The following is a 19,860-nucleotide window of genomic DNA, read 5'->3' as shown; positions in this document are numbered from 1 at the left end:
TTAATTTTTTATATCTGTACAAATATTGTATATACCAAATTTATGATATTATCCTTTATAATCGGTAAATAAAAAATCTTTATTTTTTCCGAGTTTATTAAAATAGTTGCGGTTGTGTACCACAGAATCGTGATCTATTTTATACTTTCCTGCTAATTCATTATAAGCAATAGCTTTTTCGATATTATTGATATTCGCATAACAAACAGCAAGTTGTATTGCAGGCACAAAACTCCAGCAATCAATTGATGTTTTGTTGATATCAGTATCTGAAAGTTTCAAAGTAAATACAAACTCATACCAATAAATAGCTTTTCTATAATCTTTATTAGCCATATAAATTAGAGCTATCTCACAACATGATTCCGCCCTTGGAATATCATATGAAAAACTCTGGAAAAAGTACCTTAATGCATTGTCTGTATCATTTAATTGTTTGTAAATTTTTCCAATTTCATAACAAGCATTTATGTTATCATCTACAGCACCATCTTTTGTATCGAGAAATTTATTAAAGTATTCAATCGCTTCTTCATATTTATGATGATCCCTTAATTCTCTGGCATAATAATACAAAGATCTTGGAGAAAAAGGTAAATTATTTTTCAGTTGCGCTTCATAGATTTTTAAATTTCGATCTGAAAAAGAATCTACCTTTTTATGAGTAATCGCAATTTCAGATATCAAATAATTATCACCATATAAAATATATTCATGAACCGGATCATTCCACTTATAATTATTGACTCTTTTTACCAATCTTTCTCTTTGAAAAGAATAGGAAGGATTATTATTTTCATCTACAACATAATTATACTTCATCAAAACCATGTCAATTGCAGGAGAAAGCTCTTTCTTAAGGTTTAGGAAAGCAATTTTATCTTTTTCGATTATAATATCATCAGCATCTAACCAAAGTTGATATTCCTTTGTAGCTTTAGAAAAAGCAAAATTTCTTGCAGCAGCAAAATCATTTATCCATTCAAAATCATAGACTTTATCCGTAAAGGAATGTGCAATTTCTTTTGTTTTATCTGTAGAACCTGTATCAACTATTATAATTTCATCTGCGATATCTTTTACAGAGTTAAGACATTCTGCTAATGTCTTTTCTTCATTTTTTACAATCATGCACAAGCTTATTGTTATCATATCTTATTTGTATAAATTATTAATCAGTTTCTTTTCAAGCGATTCTTTTTCTCTTTGAAAATTTCTGCAAAAATAATTCACATAAAAAACTTTAAATACCTGTAAAAGACCAAATTGTATTAAAATAGTACTTTTATTAAGCGCAAAAAAAAACATATTCAGAAAACTGAATATGTTTTTTAAAACCTAATATTGTATGTAAGTAATGAATGATGAAATTAATCTCTAAAATCATTTAATGACTTCTCAATTATTTCAAGACATTCCTGAATTTGAGCTTCGGTCATTACCAAAGGCGGCGCTAATCTGATTTTATTACCGTGAGTTGGTTTTGCCAATAATCCGTTATCTCTAAATCTTAGGCAAATTTCCCAAGCTAAATCTGAATCTTCACCACAATTAATTACGATTGCGTTTAATAAACCTTTTCCACGAACAAGTGTAATTAAGTTATTACGTTCAGCGATTTCGTTTAATCCTTTTCTTAAAATGATCCCAAGACGCTCTGCGTTTTCCGCTAAGTTTTCTTCTTTAACCACTTCAAGAGCAGCGATTGCAACAGCGGCAGCAACAGGATTTCCACCAAAAGTAGATCCGTGTTGTCCCGGTTTAATCACATTCATGATTTCATTATTTGCTAAAACCGCCGAAACTGGGTAAACTCCACCAGAAATTGCTTTTCCTAAAATCAAGATATCCGGTTGTACATTTTCGTGATGAACTGCTAATAATTTTCCGGTACGTGCAATTCCAGTCTGAACTTCATCAGCAATAAATAATACATTATGTTTCTCACACAACGCTTTTGCTTTCGCCAAATATCCTTCTGACGGAACATAAACTCCGGCTTCACCCTGAATTGGTTCAACCAAAAATCCCGCTATATTTTTTGATGATTCTAAAACTTTTTCAAGAGCTTCAAGGTTATCATATTCAATTTTTATAAATCCTTCTGTAAACGGACCAAAGCTTTTACGTGCAGTTTCATCATTAGAAAATGAAATAATTGTCGTTGTTCTTCCGTGAAAGTTATTCTCACAAACGATAATTTGTGCAAGATTCTCCTGAATTCCTTTTACTTCATAAGCCCATTTTCTACAAAGTTTCAGAGCCGTTTCAACCGCTTCGGCACCTGTATTCATTGGTAATACTTTATCAAAACCAAAATAATTAGTTACATATTCTTCATAGTTTCCTAATTTATCATTGTAAAAAGCACGAGAAGTCAAAGCCAGTTTTTGAGCCTGATCAACCATTGCTTTCACAATTTTAGGATGACAATGTCCTTGGTTAACAGCAGAATAAGCAGATAAAAAATCATAATACTTTTTCCCGTCAACATCCCAAACGTATACTCCTTCACCTCTTTCCAAAACAACCGGAAGTGGATGATAATTATGAGCTCCGTATTTGTTTTCTTTTTCAATCAAAACTTCAGACTTTGATGAAAGTATTTCTTGCTTATGTCCCATGATAATTTATTTTTATTGAGACAAAAATATAAAATTTATTTATTTACAACACAAAAATCAAATGTTTTAACTCAAATTAAGCTTTTTTAAAATTAAAATAACTTATTTTAGCAGGAATATAAGTCATATTCAATTTGTGATCTTTCATTCAAATCAGACTTATTTTTATCTTTACAGAAATTAAAAATAAACGCATGGACATTTTAGATGAGTTTGACGTAAAAATCATAAAAGAATTAGAGAAAGACGGAAGAATTGCATTTTCTACCATTGCTACTAATTTAAAAATTTCAAATACGATGGTTCATCAGCGTATCAATCGTTTATTTGAACAAGGAATTATTACGGGCATCAAACCTATTTTGAACGAAAAACAAATTGGTTACGACTGGGCTTCGTTTACAGGAATTACACTTAATAAAGATTCCGATTCCGAACGAATTATCGAGGCTTTAAAAGAAATTCCTGAAATTACAGAATGCTATTTTGTAACCGGATCTTTTACGCTTTACCTCAAAATTACGGCAAAAAACCACGAACACATGCGTAAAATATTATATGAAAAAATTGATAATATTCCTGGAATTGCCAAAACCGATTCGATGATAGAATTGGGCTGCGCTTTTAAACGAAATATCACTATTGAATAAATCCGATAAGATTTAGAATTTTATTCCTAAAAACCTCAGAAGAAATGGCTTTTGAGGTTTTTTTGTAACATAATATTTCTGATATTTGTTAAAAATTGTGAAATTATGAAAAATTCGGCTTTACTCATTTTTGCTACTGTATTGTTTTCAAATGCTATAAATGCACAACTAAAACCCGTAAAATATGCTGACGGACCTCAGGCATTAAATGGTTTATATATAAAATCTGCTAAAAAAAGCAGCAATAATCCCGGTATTCTTCTTATACCAGCATGGCTAGGAATCGATAAAGCCTCAAAAGATATTGCAGCAGAGTTATCTAAACTTGGCTACAGTGTTTTCATCGCTGATATTTATGGTGAAGGAAATTATCCAAAAAACACTTCAGAAGCTGGAAAACAAGCGGGATATTATAAAACCAATTTTACGGTTTATCAAAAAAGAATCAATGCAGCGTTGCAGGAATTAGTAAAATCCGGTGCTAATGCAGATAATATTGTTGCTATTGGATATTGTTTTGGAGGAACCGGAGTTCTTGAAGCTGCCCGCGGACATTTGAATGTAAAAGGCGTTGTTTCATTTCATGGTAGTTTAGCCAGAGATGCAAGTCGCCAAGTAGAACCAATAACTGCCAAAGTTTTAGTTTGTCACGGTGCCGATGATCCGTTTGAATCTTCGGCAGAAATTACAGCTTTCCAACAAGAAATGCGTGACTCAAAAGCGGATTGGCAAATGATTTATTATGCAAATGCAGTTCACTCTTTTACAAATCCTGAAGCCGGAAACGATAATTCAAAAGGCGCTGCTTATAACGCTGTTGCAGCAAAAAGATCTTTTGAACATTTACAGCTTTTCCTAAATGAAGTTTTGAAAAAATAGAAATAGCAATAGCACACGGATGACACGGATCAAACAGATTTACGCTGATATTTTAATAAAATTAATTCGTGAAAATTTGTGTAATTCGTGGCAAAAAAAATGGCACGCAGATAACGCGGATTTAAACAGATTTACACTGATATTTAATAAAATTAATTCGCGATAATTCGTGGTAAAAAAACAGCGAAAATCCGTTTAATCCCTAAAATCCGTGGGCAAAAAGCAAAAATAACAACCAAAATTAAACCAACTAAAATAACCAATGTCACACAGTCCGATTAGAAAAGACAAAACCTGCTTAAATTGCAGACATGTTGTTGAACAAAAATTTTGTCCAAATTGCGGACAGGAAAACACTGATAGCAGAAAAACATTCCATCATTTGTTTATCCATTTCTTTGAAGATTTAACGCATTATGAGAATGCATTTTGGAAAACGATTAAAAACCTACTTTTCAAACCTTCGACATTAACAAAAGAATATCTTTCAGGAAAACGATTGTCTTACCTTGCTCCTGTTCGTCTGTATATTTTTATAAGTTTTATTACTTTTCTTTTAATTGCTTTATTTCCGAATCAAGTAAGTGAGAATCTTAACAAAAGTCAGGAAGAAATCAGTTCTAATTTTGAAAAACCCAGCAAAGAAAAAACCGAAAAACACGGCGGTAAAAACTATTTGCAGGACAAAACGATGAAACAACTCGATAAAAAGTACTTTAATTTAAGATCGATGAAAGAAATCGATTCTATTCAAAAGTATGGAAAAGAGAGCGAAAAACTTTCTGATTTTGCCTATTGGACTTATGAAAAAGCTGTACATGTCACTGAACATAATACAAAAAAGGAAATTATTGAAAAATTCATAGAATCTTTCATTCACAATATTCCAAAAATTCTATTCATTATAATGCCTTTCTTTGCTTTCTTTTTATGGATTTTTCATAACAAAAAGAAATGGTACTATTTTGATCACGGTATTTTCACCTTGCATTATTTCTCCTTTTTACTTTTAATATTTCTCATCTTATTTATTGTCAACAAAGTAATTGGTCTATTTGGAGAAGACAGTCCACTTACGGTGGTAGCTAATATTATTAATTTTGTAGGTATTCTTTGGATGTGTTATTATTTTTATCCGGCGCATCATCGTTTTTATGGCGAAACCAGAATAGTTTCATTTATTAAAAGTTTTATCTTATTTTTTATAAACTTCTTTTTTATCCTATTTTTACTAGTTTTTTATATGCTATATATATTTATCAACTTACACTAACTAATCTAATGAAAAAAATTGTAGTTCTATTATTAGTTGCTTCAGCGTTTTCTTGTAAAAACATGCAGACTGTTGCTTCTAAAGATAACTCAGATCCGACTAAATACATAAAAGTCATCACAGAGAAAGATCTAAAAAAAATGCTTTATGTTGTCGCATCTGACGAAATGGAAGGTCGCGAAACCGGATCAAAAGGTCAGAAAAAGGCAGGTTTGTATATGATCGAACAATACAAAAAAAATGGAGTTTCGTTTCCAAAAGGAGCAACAGATTATTACCAACATATTCCTGCGGCTTTCTTAAATGCAAAACGTAATGAAAACCTACCGGATTCTGAGAATATCTGGGCTTATATAGAAGGTTCTGAAAAACCGGATGAAGTATTAGTTATTTCAGCACATTACGATCACGTAGGAATAAAAAATGGCGAAGTTTATAATGGTGCCGATGATGATGGTTCCGGAACTGTTGCGGTTATGGAAATCGCTAAAGCTTTTGCAAAAGCAAAAAAACAAGGCCATGGTCCAAAACGTTCTATTTTGTTCCTTCACGTAACTGGAGAAGAACACGGATTACACGGATCTCGTTACTATTCTGAAAATCCATTATTCCCAATTGCAAATACTATCACGGATATCAATATTGATATGATTGGTCGTCGCGATGTGGAACATGCAAAAACAAATAACTATGTCTACGTTATTGGTGCTGACAGATTATCTACAGATTTACACAATGCTGTTGTAGCTCAAAACGATAAATACACTAAAATAGATTTAGATTTTAAATTTAATGATCCTAAAGATCCAAATCATTTTTACGAGCGTTCTGACCACTATAACTTCGCAAAACATGGCATACCGGCTGTTTTCTTCTTTAACGGAGTTCACGAAGATTACCACGGAAAAGGCGATGAACCTGAAAAAATCGAGTACGATGCTTTAACTAAAAGAACACAACTGGCATTTGTTGTTGCCTGGGATTTAGCAAATAGAGAAAATAGACCTGTAGTTGATAAAAAATAGGTGCAAAGGTTTTGAGGGACAAAGGTGCAAAGGTTTTTTTTAGGAACTGAGGTTCTAAGATACTGAGGTTCTAAGTTTTTTTACTTTAGACTAAAGTCTACAAATTTTATCCTTTTCACATTTCAACCATAGCCCGAGGTTTCAACCTTGGGAACAATAATGGATTCACAATGCGTGCCCCAAGGTTAAAACCTCGGGCTATGTTAAACATAATACAGAAATTACAAAGATTGGGCCGACAAAACAAAAAAGGGATGAGTTTTAAAACTCATCCCTTTTTTATATTTACAGATTCCAAAAGAAAAACCTTAGAACCTCAGCACCTTTGTAACTTAGAACCTTTTCTTAGTCATTCATAGAGATCAAGAACTCTTCGTTATTTCTTGTTTTCTTGAAACGATCGTTTACAAAATCCATAGATTCTACTGGATTCATGTCTGATAGATATTTACGCATAATCCACATTCTTTGTAAAGTTTTCTCGTCTAATAATAAATCATCACGACGTGTACTTGACGAAGTAAGATCGATTGCAGGGAAAATACGTTTGTTGGCAATTTTACGATCCAATTGAAGCTCCATGTTACCTGTACCTTTAAATTCTTCAAAGATAACCTCATCCATTTTAGAACCTGTTTCAGTCAATGCAGTTGCGATGATACTCAATGAACCACCATTTTCTACATTTCTAGCAGCTCCAAAGAAACGTTTTGGTTTTTGCAATGCATTTGCATCAACACCTCCACTTAATACTTTTCCTGATGCAGGCTGAACGGTATTATAAGCTCTTGCTAAACGTGTAATCGAATCTAATAAGATTACAACATCATGACCACATTCTACCAAACGTTTTGCTTTTTCAAGAACGATATTGGCAATTTTCACGTGTTCTTGTGGTTCACGGTCAAAAGTAGAAGCAATAACTTCACCACGAACGCTGCGTTGCATATCTGTAACCTCTTCAGGACGCTCATCGATCAAAAGAACAATAAGATAAACTTCAGGGTGATTTGCTGCAATTGCATTAGCAATGTCTTTTAGCAACATTGTTTTACCTGTTTTAGGCTGAGCGACAATCATACCACGTTGTCCTTTTCCAATTGGAGAGAATAAATCGATAATACGAGTTGAAACCGAACTGCCTTTTTCGGCTAATTTGAATTTTTCAGAAGGAAAAACTGGTGTCAAGTGCTCAAAAGAAACTCTATCGCGAACAACTTGCGGATCGTGACCATTGATTTTAAGTACACGAACTAAAGGAAAAAATTTCTCACCTTCTTTAGGAGGGCGAACTACTCCTTTTACGGTATCTCCGGTTTTAAGACCGAATAATCTAATTTGCGAAGTTGATAAATAAATATCGTCCGGAGAAGCTAAATAATTATAATCTGATGAACGTAAGAATCCGTATCCGTCAGGCATCATTTCAAGAACACCTTCACTTTCTATAATTCCGTCGAATTCAAAATCTGAATCTCTGAAATTATTCTTTTTATTTTTATGATTTGGGTTTTGATTCCCATTATTTCCGTTTCCGTTTCCATTCCCGTTTTGATTTGGATTCTGATTCGGGTTTTGATTTGAATTTGGATTTTGGTTCGGATTCTGATTTTTATTCTGGTTAGGATTTATCTTTTTTACAGGAGCAGTAACTTCTGTTTTTTCTATGATTTCCTTTTTTTCTTCTGTAGTAACTTGAGCTTCAAGAGCTGTTTCTCCAACCTCTTCAGAACCTACTTCTTTCGTAGCTTCTTTTTCTTTTTGCAAGGCAACCTTTTTCTCGTAAGCTGATTTATTAAACTTTACAATTTTTGGTCCTTTTTTTTGTATTTCTTTATTTTCAGAAGCTTCCGGTGCTTCCGTTGCAACTTCCTCTTTTTGTATTTCTTCTTTTTGTATTTCTGCTACTTTTGGAGCTTGTTGCGCTTTTGGAGTTGCTTTTGAAATCGCAGGAGTTTTTACTTTTTCCGGAGCTTCTTCTACCTTATCAAATTCAAGAACAGGAGCATCTTTAGCAATAGGAGTTTTCTTTGCAGGAACTATTCTTGCTCTTTTTGGTTTGTCATCTTCCACTTTTTCGGCCACAGCATTAACTGGCGGCTCTACAGTCGATTCCTGATGTGCTAAAATCTGACTTATTAAAGTCTCTTTTTTAACGCCATTAAACTTTATAGTTTTAGCTAACTTAGCTATTTCTTGAAGCTCAGAAAGCTTCATTTCTTTTAATGCAGAAATATCAAACATGAATGTTCTATGAATTTAATTATTTTAAAGGAAATACTGTAAAAAGAATAGGTAGATATTTTTTTTCAATTGCCCGCAGTATGAAGTGCTTACGGTATTATGATGCAATAATACGAATAAAATTTAATCATACAATAGTATTTTAAAAAAAGAAAATATATTTTTGTAAAACAATTTTAGATCATGATACAAAGAATTCAGACCGTATATTTAATTCTTACCTTTATAATTACAGCGGTGTTATTGTTTTTTATTCCGCTTTGGACATTAAACGGTAAACCATTTTATTTTATGCAGGACCAATTTTATACCATTTTATTAGGTCTAAGTACAATGCTTACTATTGTTAGTATTATTTCATATAAGAAAAGACAAAATCAGTTTGTGATGAACAGACTGAACATAATATTAAATTTAATTTTATTAGGATTATTTGTATATCGATCTCTAAATTTATCTGGAGAAACTGTTGTTTCAGAGAAAGGTATTGGGATGTTTCTACCTATTGTTGCTATCGTGTTATTAGTTTTAGCTAATAAAGCCATCAAAAAGGATGAAGATCTTGTAAAATCTGTAGATCGTTTGAGGTAAACCTATAAACTTAATTTTTTTGTGCGAAGAAAACCCGAATTTTATATTCGGGTTTTTTTGTGCCCTGTTTTTATAACTTATTATGATACAAATTAACCTTATAAAGGTCATAGCCAGCAATCGTTACTCTATAAATTTGTTTAAAATCCCAAGAAACAATAACGATGAACAAAATAAGAATACATCTTGCTGACGATCAACAAATACTCATTGATAGCCTGACCAACTTATTAGGTACAATCGAAAATTTTGAGGTAGTAGGCAGCTCTAGTGATAGCTCAACTATTTATGAAGATGTTGTACAAAACAATGCCAATATTTTGGTTATGGATATAAACATGCCCAAAAAAGATGTTTTTGAAGTTTTAAAAGAGCTTAATCAAAACGGTGTTCCTTGCAAAGTAATTATTCTGTCCAGTTATGATGATCTAAAAAGTATAAAAGAAGCCATAAAGTTAGGCGTTAATGGTTATCTCACAAAAAAATGTGCAGGCAAAAATATCATCGAAGCGATTAAAGCCGTTCATCAAGGACAGGACTATTTTTGTAATGCCGTAAGAGAAAAAATATTTAACAGCTTCACACAAAACAATCCAGATTTAAATAAAAAAGTACATACTGAAAGTCATACTTTAAGCAGAAGAGAAATAGAAATCATTACTTTGATTTCACTTGAATACAGCGGAAAGGAAATTGGCGAGTATCTTTTCATCAGTACCAATACTGTTGAAACGCATCGAAAAAACATTATGAGAAAACTACAAACCAGAAACACAATTGGCCTTGTAAAATATGCGCTAAAAAACAATTTAATTAATGCTTAATTTGATCTCAAGATCTTTATTTCAATCAATATTTTTCGCATAATCGTTTTTAAGAGTTTTTACTGTACTTTTAGTTTTCATTTCTCTAAATAAAAGCCATTTATTTACTCCATAAAATTTATCTTCAAAACGACACTTGTATTACATTAATCAAATCTTACTTCTTTCCGATTTCAATAATTTCAAGGTCTTTAATTTTATCATCATCGATTACAAATCGAAGCATTGTACGAACTTGATGAAAACCACTTTTTCCTGCTGCACCTGGATTCATGTGCAACAAATTATTCTTTTTATCGAATATTACTTTTAAGATATGTGAATGCCCGCAAATAAATAATTTAGGCGGATTCAATGCCATTTCCTCTCTAATAGCCGGATTATATTTTCCAGGATATCCACAAATATGAGTTATCCACACAGAAACATTCTCGCATAAAAACCTGTTATGCAATGGAAATTCTAATCTTGCCTTTGCATCATCGATATTCCCATACACACAACGTAAAGGCTTTAGCTTTTTTATTGTATCTGTAACATTCAAATCACCAATATCTCCCGCATGCCAAACCTCATCAGCCTGATTTACATATTTTAAAATAGTATCATCAATATGACTGTGAGTATCGGAAAGTAGGAGGATTTTTTTCATTATAAGAGGCTGAGATTCTAAGTTACTAAGGTTCTGAGGTTATTTTTTTACAGCCACAAAGGTACAAAGGTTTTTTCTGTAGAGGTGCACAGCAGTGCGTCTTTGGTAATGTTTTCTTTATTTTTCAACATAAAAAAATCCGATTCGCTTATGCAAATCGGATTTAGATCCTAACAGGTTTTAAAAACCAGTTAGGTATTTTATTATTTATCCCTTATCTAAAATTCATACCTAACAGGTCTTGGAGACCTGTTAGGAAATCTCATTAAGCTGATAATTATTATTTCTTAGGATTCTTAACATCTTTTGAATCTTTCGAATCTTTAGTATCCATCATTTCCATTAGTTTCAAACCTAACAGACCGCTAATTGATCCATCAGAACCGCCATTTCCGGAAATTAAAACATCTGGAATTACTTTGATATTTCCTTTACCAATTTCTTCAGTTACTTTATATCTGGTGAAGTTATCGCCACCCATTGCACTAACCTGAAGTTGGTAAGATTCTGCAGTAGATTTACCAATTGCCATAATTTTTTCAGCTTCAGCCAAACCTGTTTTAGAGATTCTTTCTGCTTCTGCGCTCGCGTTTAGTTTTGTTGCTTCTGCCTGTGCTCCTGCTCTTGCTTTTGTAGCTTCTGCTTCGGCATTTGCACGCATCTTCGTAGCTTCCGCTTCAGCGTTTACATTCAGTTTTAAACTGGTTGCGTCTCCTTCTGCTTTCTTAACTGTTGCGTCTGCAGTACGTTGTGCGATCTCAACACTTTGCGAAGCTCGAACGATCTCTTTTTGCATATCTGCAATCGCCGTTTCTTTCTCCATTCCCTGACGTTGTTCTTGCGCCATTCTTTGAGTTTGATACGTCTTTTGCTCTTCTTCAGCAAGTTTCCTGTCCGTTAACGTTTTCATCAATGAATCCGGCGGAACGATATCTCCAATCAAAGTATCAACTGCATTTACGTTGTATTCGTCAAGTACTAATTTGATATGATTTTTAGCAGATTCCTGACGTTCTTTTCTTGTTGATAAGAACGAAATAACATCGCTATCCTGAGCCGAGTTTCTAAAATAGTTACCAATTGTAGGCTCTAAAACCTGAGAAACCAAGTTGTTCATGCTTCCAAAACGCGCAATTACTTTTGGTGCTTCAGCAGCAGGAACGTGAATGATTTGCGCCACATCCAGATTAAACGGGAAACCATCTTTTGAACGAACCGTAATTGTCGAAAGATTTTTATCTAAATCATGTGATTCACTTCTCGCATTTGCCCAGTTCAGAACCAAGTTTGTTGTTGGGACAGCCTCTAACTTCGTCGTATATTTATTCAATGCATATTTTCCTGGTCCAAGTGGTTCCATCCAAACACCACGTTGTCCTTTTGAAACAATATTTCCGTGTTTGAAAGTGTCTCCGGTAACATCTTGTCCGTCTTCTCCAATATACGAAATCACAACACCAACATATCCAATTGGCACATCAGTCATTGGGTTTTGCTCGATTTGTATTCCCCACGTATTAATGTAATATGATCCTGCTAACATCACCTGAGGCTGCAAACCACGATTTCCGCCAGTGTCCAAGAACTTGTCAAAATCCTGAAAGTTATTATGACCTTCAACAAATTTTCCGGCAATTTGCCCTTGCGGAATTGGTTCTCCATCAAGAGCCGTTACGATTCCAATCATGTTCTCATAAATCTTAATTTGATCTGCAATTACAATTTCGAATAAGAACGTATTAATACGATACGAACCAGTGGTAATAAATGCCGTCTGACGTCCTTTTTGCCCACCGTTGTCTAAGAAAAAAGTAGCATCCTGAAAGTTATCACTATCTACTTTTCTAGCCAGGATTCTACCTGTTGGAATTTCCTGCCCGTCTTTACTTAAAACAAGTCCAATTTTTCCTTCCGGAATAACCGTAAATCCAGACATATCAATTGAATATTGCCAGATCCACATTCCCCAATATAAACCTGGAGCAAGTGTTTTTGCCTGATAACCAGCTTCTCCTTTTGTAGCAATGATACGACCATCAGGAAGAGACTTGTCTGCACCAAACAAAACGAATTTTTTGGTCACCAAACCAATTTTATCCTCTGGAACCATTACCATTCCGAAGAAAACACGTAATATAAATTTGTAAAAAATAATGGAGAATAAGATTAGAATTATCCACCAGTAAGAAGTAATTTCATTCATAGTTTTGATATTTAGACTACAAACATAGTAGAAATACTTCCTGTTAAAATGAAATATTTTAAAAATTAACTTTTGCCAATTTTTTCCAAAAAATGTTAAAAAAAAGGTTTGATTAAATCGTGTGAATTGTCAATTTCTGACACGATTTTTTGTTGGATAAACTATGATTGGTATTTTTGGTTTTAACAGTTTTTAGAAAGGTTCAGAGGCATAGAGAGGCAAAGGTTCAAAGGTTTTGTTATTTAGTTTTTAAAAGTACTATAATAAATAAAAACAAATGTTTTTATTTGAAGATTTTGAGGTTTTCCGTAAAATACGCACAACTCATATTGGTAAAAATGTTATCACGTTGTGTTAGAAGCACTGCTGTGCGCCTCTACGATATACGTTGCAAAAAAAAATCTCAGAACATTAGCAACTTAGATTCTTAGCAACTTCCAAAAACCTTTATACCTTTAAAACCTCTGTACCTTAGACGCACTGCTGTGCGTCTCTACGATATACGTTGCAGAAAAAACCTATGAACCTTTGTCCCTTTGTTCCTTTGAACCTCAAAAAGAAAAAAAACCTTTGTACATTTGTACCTCAGAACCTTTGAACCTTCACCTTGAGATATTTTATTCACTTTGCTTATAACGGAACACATTATCATGGCTGGCAATTTCAGCCCAACGCCTCTTCTGTTCAGGAAACTTTAAACAAAGCTTTTTCGGTTTTATTAAATGCTCCTATTAATATAATGGGCGCAGGAAGAACTGATACTGGTGTTCATGCACAGGAAATGTACGGGCATTTTGATTTTGAAAATCCTATTGATGTTCCGACTTTAGTACACAAACTGAATTCCTATTTACCAAAAGACATTGCCATTTTTGATATTATATTAGTTCATGATGATGCGCATTGCAGATTTGACGCCACTAAAAGAACCTATGAATATCATATCAATACTATTAAAAATCCATTCTCGGAAGAATTGAGTTGGTATTTTAACCAAAAATTAGACGTAGCTTTGATGAATGAAGCCGCGAAAATCTTACTGAATCATACCGATTTTCAATGTTTTTCGAAAGTAAATACAGATGTAAACACTTTTGATTGCACGATTTTTGAGGCGTATTGGAAACAAGAAAATAACAAATTGATTTTTACCATTTCAGCGAATCGTTTTTTACGAAATATGGTTCGCGCCATTGTGGGAACTTTGGTGAATATTGGTTTGCATAAAATTTCTCTTGCCGATCTAGAAAACATTATTGCGAGTAAAAGCAGAGAAAAAGCCGGATTCTCGGTTCCGGCACACGGATTATATTTAACCGAAATTGATTACGATTACTTATAGCTGTAGGCTTTAAGCTTTAAGCAATAGACTTTCACCACAAAGTGTTAAGCTTATCGCCTAAAGCTTATAGCTTAAAGCATTGAAAAAATAAAAATGAAAGCAAAAGCATTTGATACCGGATTATTCAAACGAATTTTAAAATATACTAAACCTTATAAATGGCGCTACTATGGCGTTATCATTTTTGCAGTTTCTCTTTCGATTTTTGCGGCACTTCGTCCCTATTTATTAAAGCAAACGGTCGACGGCTATATCAAGACGCATGACAAGCATGGTTTATTGATGTACATTATATTAATGGGCGTTGTACTTTTATGCGAAGTTTTCTCTCAGTTCTATTTTGTGTTTTGGGCAAACTGGCTCGGTCAGGATATTGTAAAAGATATCAGAACCAAACTTTTCAAACATATTTTGAGCTTTAGAATGAAGTATTTTGATTTGGTTCCGGTTGGACAATTGGTTACCAGATCAGTTTCGGACATTGAATCGATTGCACGTATTTTTAGTCAAGGTTTGTTTATGATTATAAGCGACTTGATGAAAATGCTGGTTGTTTTGATTTTTATGTTCTATATGAATTGGAAACTGACTTGGATTGTGGTTGTTGCAATGCCAATTTTGGTTTACATTACAAGAATTTTTCAGCGTAAAATGCAAGTTGCTTTTGAGGAAGTTCGTACGCAAATTGCCAACATGAACTCGTTTGTTCAAGAACGTGTTACGGGAATGAAGATTGTTCAGCTTTTTAATCGTGAGAAAATTGAAGCCGAAAACTTCAGAGTTATCAATGATAAACATAGAGTTGCATGGATCAAAACGATTCTTTATAACTCGATCTTTTTCCCAATTGCAGATATTATTTCGTCTATTACTTTGGGATTAGTGGTTGTTTATGGTGGATTTAAAATCCTGAACGGCGATCATTTTACAACTTTTGGTGATTTGTTTTCCTATACAATGTTTATTGGAATGTTGTTTAATCCATTACGTCAGATTGCGGATAAGTTCAACGAGATGCAATTGGGAATGATTGCTGCCAATCGTGTTTTTGATATTATCGATACTCAGGATCATATTCAGGATACTGGAACACTTGAAGCACCGGTTTTTGAAGGAAGTATCGAATTCAAAGACGTCCGTTTTAGTTATATTCCGGAAGAAGAAGTTATAAAAGGAATTGATTTATCTGTTGATTCAGGGCAAACTATTGCTATTGTAGGATCGACAGGAGCCGGAAAATCAACGATTATCAATTTACTGAATCGTTTCTACGAAATTAATAGCGGAACTATTTTTATTGACGGTCATAATATTGAGAATTATACTTTGGCTTCTTTGAGAAAGCAAATTGCAGTGGTTTTGCAAGATGTTTTTTTGTTTGCCGATACGATTTATAACAATATCACTTTGCACAATCCTGAGATTACACGCGAACAAGTTTTGGATGCTGCCAAAAAAATTGGAGTACATGATTTTATTATGAGTCTTCCGGATAATTATGATTTTGATGTAAAAGAGCGTGGTGTAATGCTTTCGTCAGGACAACGACAATTAATCGCTTTTTTACGATCATATGTGAGTAATCCTAGCATTTTGATTTTGGATGAAGCTACATCTTCGATTGATACTTATTCTGAAGAATTAATTCAGCGTGCGACCGAAACGATCACTAAAGGAAGAACTTCGATTATAATTGCGCACAGATTGGCCACAATTGTAAATGCTGATAAGATTGTGGTTATGGATAAAGGTTTGATTGTAGAACAGGGAACTCATCAAGAATTGCTTAATAAAATCGACGGATATTACAAAAACCTATACGATTCGCAATTTTCTGTCGCCAATTGAGATTTGAAATGCTAAAAAAGTTCTTAAAAAAGTTAAATTAGCGTTATAAGAATCATAAATGTGGCGGTTCGTAACCTGCACCATAGCAGTCTTTTTTATTGAATTCTTTATCTTTGAGAGACAGAAATCAAATGTAAAAGAAAATGCCACAAAACAGATTTTATCCAAACGAACAGTTCAAAGAAATAGAAATAAATGCTTCATTACAATTACGTTATGCCATTTCAAACAGAGGCCGATTAATAAGCTTTACTGATGAAATTGAAAACGGCCGTCTCTTAAAAGGCGGATTAAGTGATGGATATCCAACTTTTAGATTTAAAGTAAAAAAAGACGACAAAATTGTCAACAAATACCTCTTTTTATACAAATTAGTTGCTCAATATTTCCTTCCGAAAAAATCAGAAGAACAGACTTATGTATTGCATCTGGATTACAACAGAAGTAACGATGATGAAAAAAACTTACGTTGGGCCACAAAAGCCGAAATGATGGAACACAGCCGCAAAAGTCCGCGTGTAATTCAGGCAAAAAAGAATCTTATCGAACACAACTTAAAAGCTGACGGACGAAAATTGACAACTACAAAAGTAATGTTGATCAAAAAAATCCTTGCCCGTCCGGAACAAAAAACACGTCTGAAAATAATCGCAAAACAATTTGGCGTAAGCGAAATGCAAATAAGACGTATTGCCAGCGGAGAAAACTGGGGACACGTTAAGGTCTAATTGTTATTGAAAAACGTAAAAGCTAAAATGTGAAAGGTAAAATGTGAAATGTTAGAATATTTAAACTAACATTTCACATTTTACCTTTTTAATTTTAAATCTCAGCCATTATACATCACACTTTTCACATTTTCACATTTTACCTTTTTACAACTTACTATTTTTTTAAAATAATTCCTTAAATTCGCAATCACAAATAACAAAAAGAAAATCGAAAAAGAGTTTCGGAATTATAAACCTCATTTTCGGTATTAAATACTAAAAACCAAAAAAATGAAATACGACGTTATTGTTTTAGGAAGTGGTCCTGGCGGATATGTAACAGCTATTAGAGCTTCACAATTAGGCTTTAAAGTTGCTGTAGTTGAAAAAGAAAACCTTGGTGGTGTATGTTTAAACTGGGGATGTATCCCAACAAAAGCATTACTAAAATCAGCTCAGGTTTTTGATTACTTAAAACATGCTTCTGACTACGGATTGAAAGTTTCTGAATTTGACAAAGATTTCCCAGCAGTTGTACAACGTAGCCGTGGTGTTGCTGAAGGAATGAGCAAAGGAGTTCAGTTCTTAATGAAGAAAAACAAAATTGACGTTATTGAAGGTTTTGGAAAACTAAAACCAGGTAAAAAACTTGACGTTACTGATAAAGACAATAAAGTTACTGAATATAGTGCTGACCATATTATCATCGCAACTGGAGCTCGCTCTCGTGAGTTACCAAACTTGCCACAAGATGGTGTAAAAGTAATTGGATACAGACAAGCAATGACTTTACCAACACAACCAAAATCTATGATTATTGTAGGTTCTGGAGCTATTGGAGTTGAATTTGCACATTTCTACAACTCAATGGGAACTGAAGTTACTATTGTAGAATTTATGCCAAACGTTGTTCCTGTAGAAGACGAAGATATCTCAAAACAATTTGAGCGTTCTTTGAAAAAAGCGGGAATTAAAATCATGACTAACTCATCTGTTGAGCGTATTGACACAACTGGTGCAGGAGTTAAAGCATTTGTTAAAACTGCAAAAGGTGAAGAAGTTCTTGAAGCTGACATCGTACTTTCGGCAGTTGGTATCAAAACTAACATTGAAAACATCGGTTTAGAAGAAGTTGGAATTGCTGTTGACAGAGATAAAATCTTAGTAAACGCTTACAACGCAACTAACATTCCTGGATATTATGCAATTGGAGACGTTACTCCTGGACAAGCTTTGGCTCACGTAGCTTCTGCTGAAGGAATTAACTGTGTAGAAAAAATTGCTGGTTTACACGTAGATCCAATCGATTACGGAAACGTTCCTGGTTGTACTTATGCAACTCCTGAAATCGCTTCTGTAGGTTTGACTGAAAAACAAGCTAAAGAAAAAGGATACGAATTAAAAATTGGTAAATTCCCATTCTCAGCTTCAGGAAAAGCAAAAGCTGCCGGAACTCCAGACGGATTCGTAAAAGTAATCTTTGATGCAAAATATGGAGAATGGTTAGGATGCCACATGATTGGTGCTGGTGTTACAGATATGATTGCTGAAGCAGTTGTAGCTCGTAAACTAGAAACTACAGGTCATGAAATCCTTAAATCTATTCACCCTCACCCAACAATGAGCGAGGCTGTTATGGAAGCTGTAGCTGATGCTTACGGCGAAGTAATTCACTTGTAAAATATTGTATTGATGCAAATGCATTAATGCGAGTTACATATTATTTTCAATTTAAAAATCCGATTTGTGAAAGCAAGTCGGATTTTTTTTGCACTATTAGAAAAGTAAGCATAAATACATCAAACATTCTTAAAATCGGCAATTGACATTGGCGGATTTGTAGTAAAAAAATTATATTTACTTTATAAAAAATAATTATCATAAAATACATGTAATGGAAAATACACCAATATTTTTTGCAGACGGAGAAAGCCCTAAAATGATTGCCGCATTTAAAAAAGCACAGGAGACTTTTAAATATTTTTGGAGAGAATTATCATGGGAATATCGCCGAATAGTTCCGGCACTTGATGTAGCTTGTGTAAAACTTGCCTTTACTCAAGAAATAAATAATGATACAGCCGTTGAACATATGTGGATAAATGAGATTAATTTTGATGGCGAAAAAATAAAAGGCATCTTAGTAAATGATCCAAACGAATTAACAAATGTTGCTAATGGTGATTATGTCGAGATTCCGGTAAATCAAATTAGCGACTGGTTATTTACCACTCAAGACAAAACATACGGAGGTTTTACGATACACGCTATGCGATCAGAAATGAGCGAAACCGAAAGAGAAGAACATGACGAAGCATGGGGTTTAAATTTTGGCGACTTCAATGATATTCTGGTTGCGTATGAGCAAAAAGAAAAACCAGAGAATCTGATCGAACATCCTATGAGTAAAAACATGAAAGAAAGCCTTGTTGAGTTTATAAAAACAAATCCGAACGAACTTACAGCACAAGATGAATCAGGATATACTTTTTTACATAGAGAAGCAATTGCTGGAAATAGTTCTATTATCGAAGTTCTAATAGAATCAGGCGCTGATAAAAACGCAAAAACATATAATGACAAAACTGCATTAGATTTTGTAGAACAACTAAAATGGGAACATTTGATTCCACTCTTAAAATAACATTATTTAAAATCCGATTTGTCAAAGCAAGTCGGATTTTTTTTTGTAGTTCATATAATTCTCTTCTAAAAAACTTCTAAAGAGTACAATTCTTCAAGAGATAAAACAAAACACTGTAATACAATTAGTTAAATACAAATATTTTAAAATTTAATATTTTTTTGTACATTTAACTATCTTAAAAATCTGATAGTAATCAGATTTATCTTCGCCAAAATAGTTTTTATCTGCAATACAAAAAACAAACTTCTTTCAATTCTGGTTAGGAGTTTTACTTAAGATTCGTCCTCTTTATCTTTTTAAGATTCAAAAAAGTTGAAAACCTAAAATTTGTAATCACAATAAATTGCT

Annotated in this window: 16 protein-coding genes; 11 read left to right on the top strand and 5 right to left on the bottom strand. The window is 33.3% G+C overall.

What is annotated here, in order from left to right:
* Nucleotides 1-48: 48 nt before the first annotated feature.
* A complete protein-coding gene (locus C8C83_RS16955; protein ID WP_121329593.1) occupies nt 49-1,152 on the bottom strand; it encodes a glycosyltransferase family 2 protein in 1,104 nt (367 codons plus the stop codon).
* 218 nt (nt 1,153-1,370) lie between these two features.
* On the bottom strand, nt 1,371-2,624 hold the full coding sequence (gene rocD / locus C8C83_RS16950) for an ornithine--oxo-acid transaminase (protein WP_121329592.1): 1,254 nt from the start codon (nt 2,622-2,624) through the stop codon (nt 1,371-1,373).
* A 194-nt stretch (nt 2,625-2,818) separates the two neighbouring features.
* Here rocD and C8C83_RS16945 point away from each other — a divergent pair, with 194 nt between their 5' ends.
* The 4 genes from C8C83_RS16945 to C8C83_RS16930 all read left to right on the top strand — a co-directional run bounded on the left by C8C83_RS16945 (nt 2,819) and on the right by C8C83_RS16930 (nt 6,451).
* Nucleotides 2,819-3,274 carry an Lrp/AsnC family transcriptional regulator gene (locus C8C83_RS16945; protein WP_121329591.1) on the top strand — a complete coding sequence of 152 codons (456 nt, stop codon included), beginning with the start codon at nt 2,819-2,821 and terminating at the stop codon, nt 3,272-3,274.
* 105 nt (nt 3,275-3,379) lie between these two features.
* Nucleotides 3,380-4,153, top strand: a complete 774-nt coding sequence (locus C8C83_RS16940; protein ID WP_121329590.1) for a dienelactone hydrolase family protein — start codon at nt 3,380-3,382, stop codon at nt 4,151-4,153.
* Nucleotides 4,154-4,415: 262 nt separating this feature from the next.
* On the top strand, nt 4,416-5,426 hold the full coding sequence (locus C8C83_RS16935; protein ID WP_121329589.1) for a DUF3667 domain-containing protein: 1,011 nt from the start codon (nt 4,416-4,418) through the stop codon (nt 5,424-5,426).
* An 8-nt stretch (nt 5,427-5,434) separates the two neighbouring features.
* Nucleotides 5,435-6,451: a M28 family peptidase gene (locus C8C83_RS16930; RefSeq protein ID WP_121329588.1), complete on the top strand. Its 1,017-nt coding sequence runs from the start codon at nt 5,435-5,437 to the stop codon at nt 6,449-6,451.
* Nucleotides 6,452-6,796: 345 nt separating this feature from the next.
* Here the strand turns inward: C8C83_RS16930 and rho are convergent, their stop codons facing one another.
* Nucleotides 6,797-8,695, bottom strand: a complete 1,899-nt coding sequence (gene rho / locus C8C83_RS16925) for a transcription termination factor Rho (protein ID WP_121329587.1) — start codon at nt 8,693-8,695, stop codon at nt 6,797-6,799.
* A gap of 183 nt (nt 8,696-8,878) precedes the next feature.
* On the opposite strand from rho, the gene C8C83_RS16920 reads away from it, so the two are divergent.
* Nucleotides 8,879-9,286 carry a DUF4293 domain-containing protein gene (locus C8C83_RS16920; RefSeq protein ID WP_099708796.1) on the top strand — a complete coding sequence of 136 codons (408 nt, stop codon included), beginning with the start codon at nt 8,879-8,881 and terminating at the stop codon, nt 9,284-9,286.
* A 164-nt stretch (nt 9,287-9,450) separates the two neighbouring features.
* Nucleotides 9,451-10,110, top strand: coding sequence for a response regulator transcription factor (locus C8C83_RS16915; RefSeq protein ID WP_121329586.1), 660 nt, complete (start codon nt 9,451-9,453; stop codon nt 10,108-10,110).
* 157 nt (nt 10,111-10,267) lie between these two features.
* Here C8C83_RS16915 and C8C83_RS16910 read toward each other — a convergent pair whose 3' ends face one another.
* Nucleotides 10,268-10,762, bottom strand: coding sequence for a metallophosphoesterase family protein (locus C8C83_RS16910; protein WP_121329585.1), 495 nt, complete (start codon nt 10,760-10,762; stop codon nt 10,268-10,270).
* Between the two features lie 280 nt (nt 10,763-11,042).
* Entirely contained in the window at nt 11,043-12,965 is a 1,923-nt protein-coding gene (locus C8C83_RS16905) for an SPFH domain-containing protein (RefSeq protein ID WP_121329584.1), read from the bottom strand.
* Nucleotides 12,966-13,572: 607 nt separating this feature from the next.
* Between C8C83_RS16905 and truA the strand changes: the two genes are divergently transcribed.
* From truA to C8C83_RS16880, 5 genes are all read left to right on the top strand, one after another.
* Nucleotides 13,573-14,307, top strand: a complete 735-nt coding sequence (truA, locus tag C8C83_RS16900) for a tRNA pseudouridine(38-40) synthase TruA (RefSeq protein WP_121329583.1) — start codon at nt 13,573-13,575, stop codon at nt 14,305-14,307.
* A 93-nt stretch (nt 14,308-14,400) separates the two neighbouring features.
* Nucleotides 14,401-16,155: an ABC transporter ATP-binding protein gene (locus tag C8C83_RS16895; protein ID WP_121329582.1), complete on the top strand. Its 1,755-nt coding sequence runs from the start codon at nt 14,401-14,403 to the stop codon at nt 16,153-16,155.
* A 143-nt stretch (nt 16,156-16,298) separates the two neighbouring features.
* Nucleotides 16,299-16,883 carry an NUMOD4 domain-containing protein gene (locus C8C83_RS16890; RefSeq protein WP_121329581.1) on the top strand — a complete coding sequence of 195 codons (585 nt, stop codon included), beginning with the start codon at nt 16,299-16,301 and terminating at the stop codon, nt 16,881-16,883.
* 273 nt (nt 16,884-17,156) lie between these two features.
* Entirely contained in the window at nt 17,157-18,545 is a 1,389-nt protein-coding gene (gene lpdA, locus C8C83_RS16885; RefSeq protein ID WP_121329580.1) for a dihydrolipoyl dehydrogenase, read from the top strand.
* Between the two features lie 214 nt (nt 18,546-18,759).
* Nucleotides 18,760-19,509, top strand: a complete 750-nt coding sequence (locus tag C8C83_RS16880) for a DUF2314 domain-containing protein (RefSeq protein ID WP_121329579.1) — start codon at nt 18,760-18,762, stop codon at nt 19,507-19,509.
* Nucleotides 19,510-19,860: the final 351 nt, after the last annotated feature.

Source organism: Flavobacterium sp. 90, assembly GCF_004339525.1.
In the GTDB taxonomy this organism is placed as follows: Bacteria; Bacteroidota; Bacteroidia; order Flavobacteriales; family Flavobacteriaceae; genus Flavobacterium.
This window is presented reverse-complemented; position numbering and strand designations above follow the sequence as displayed.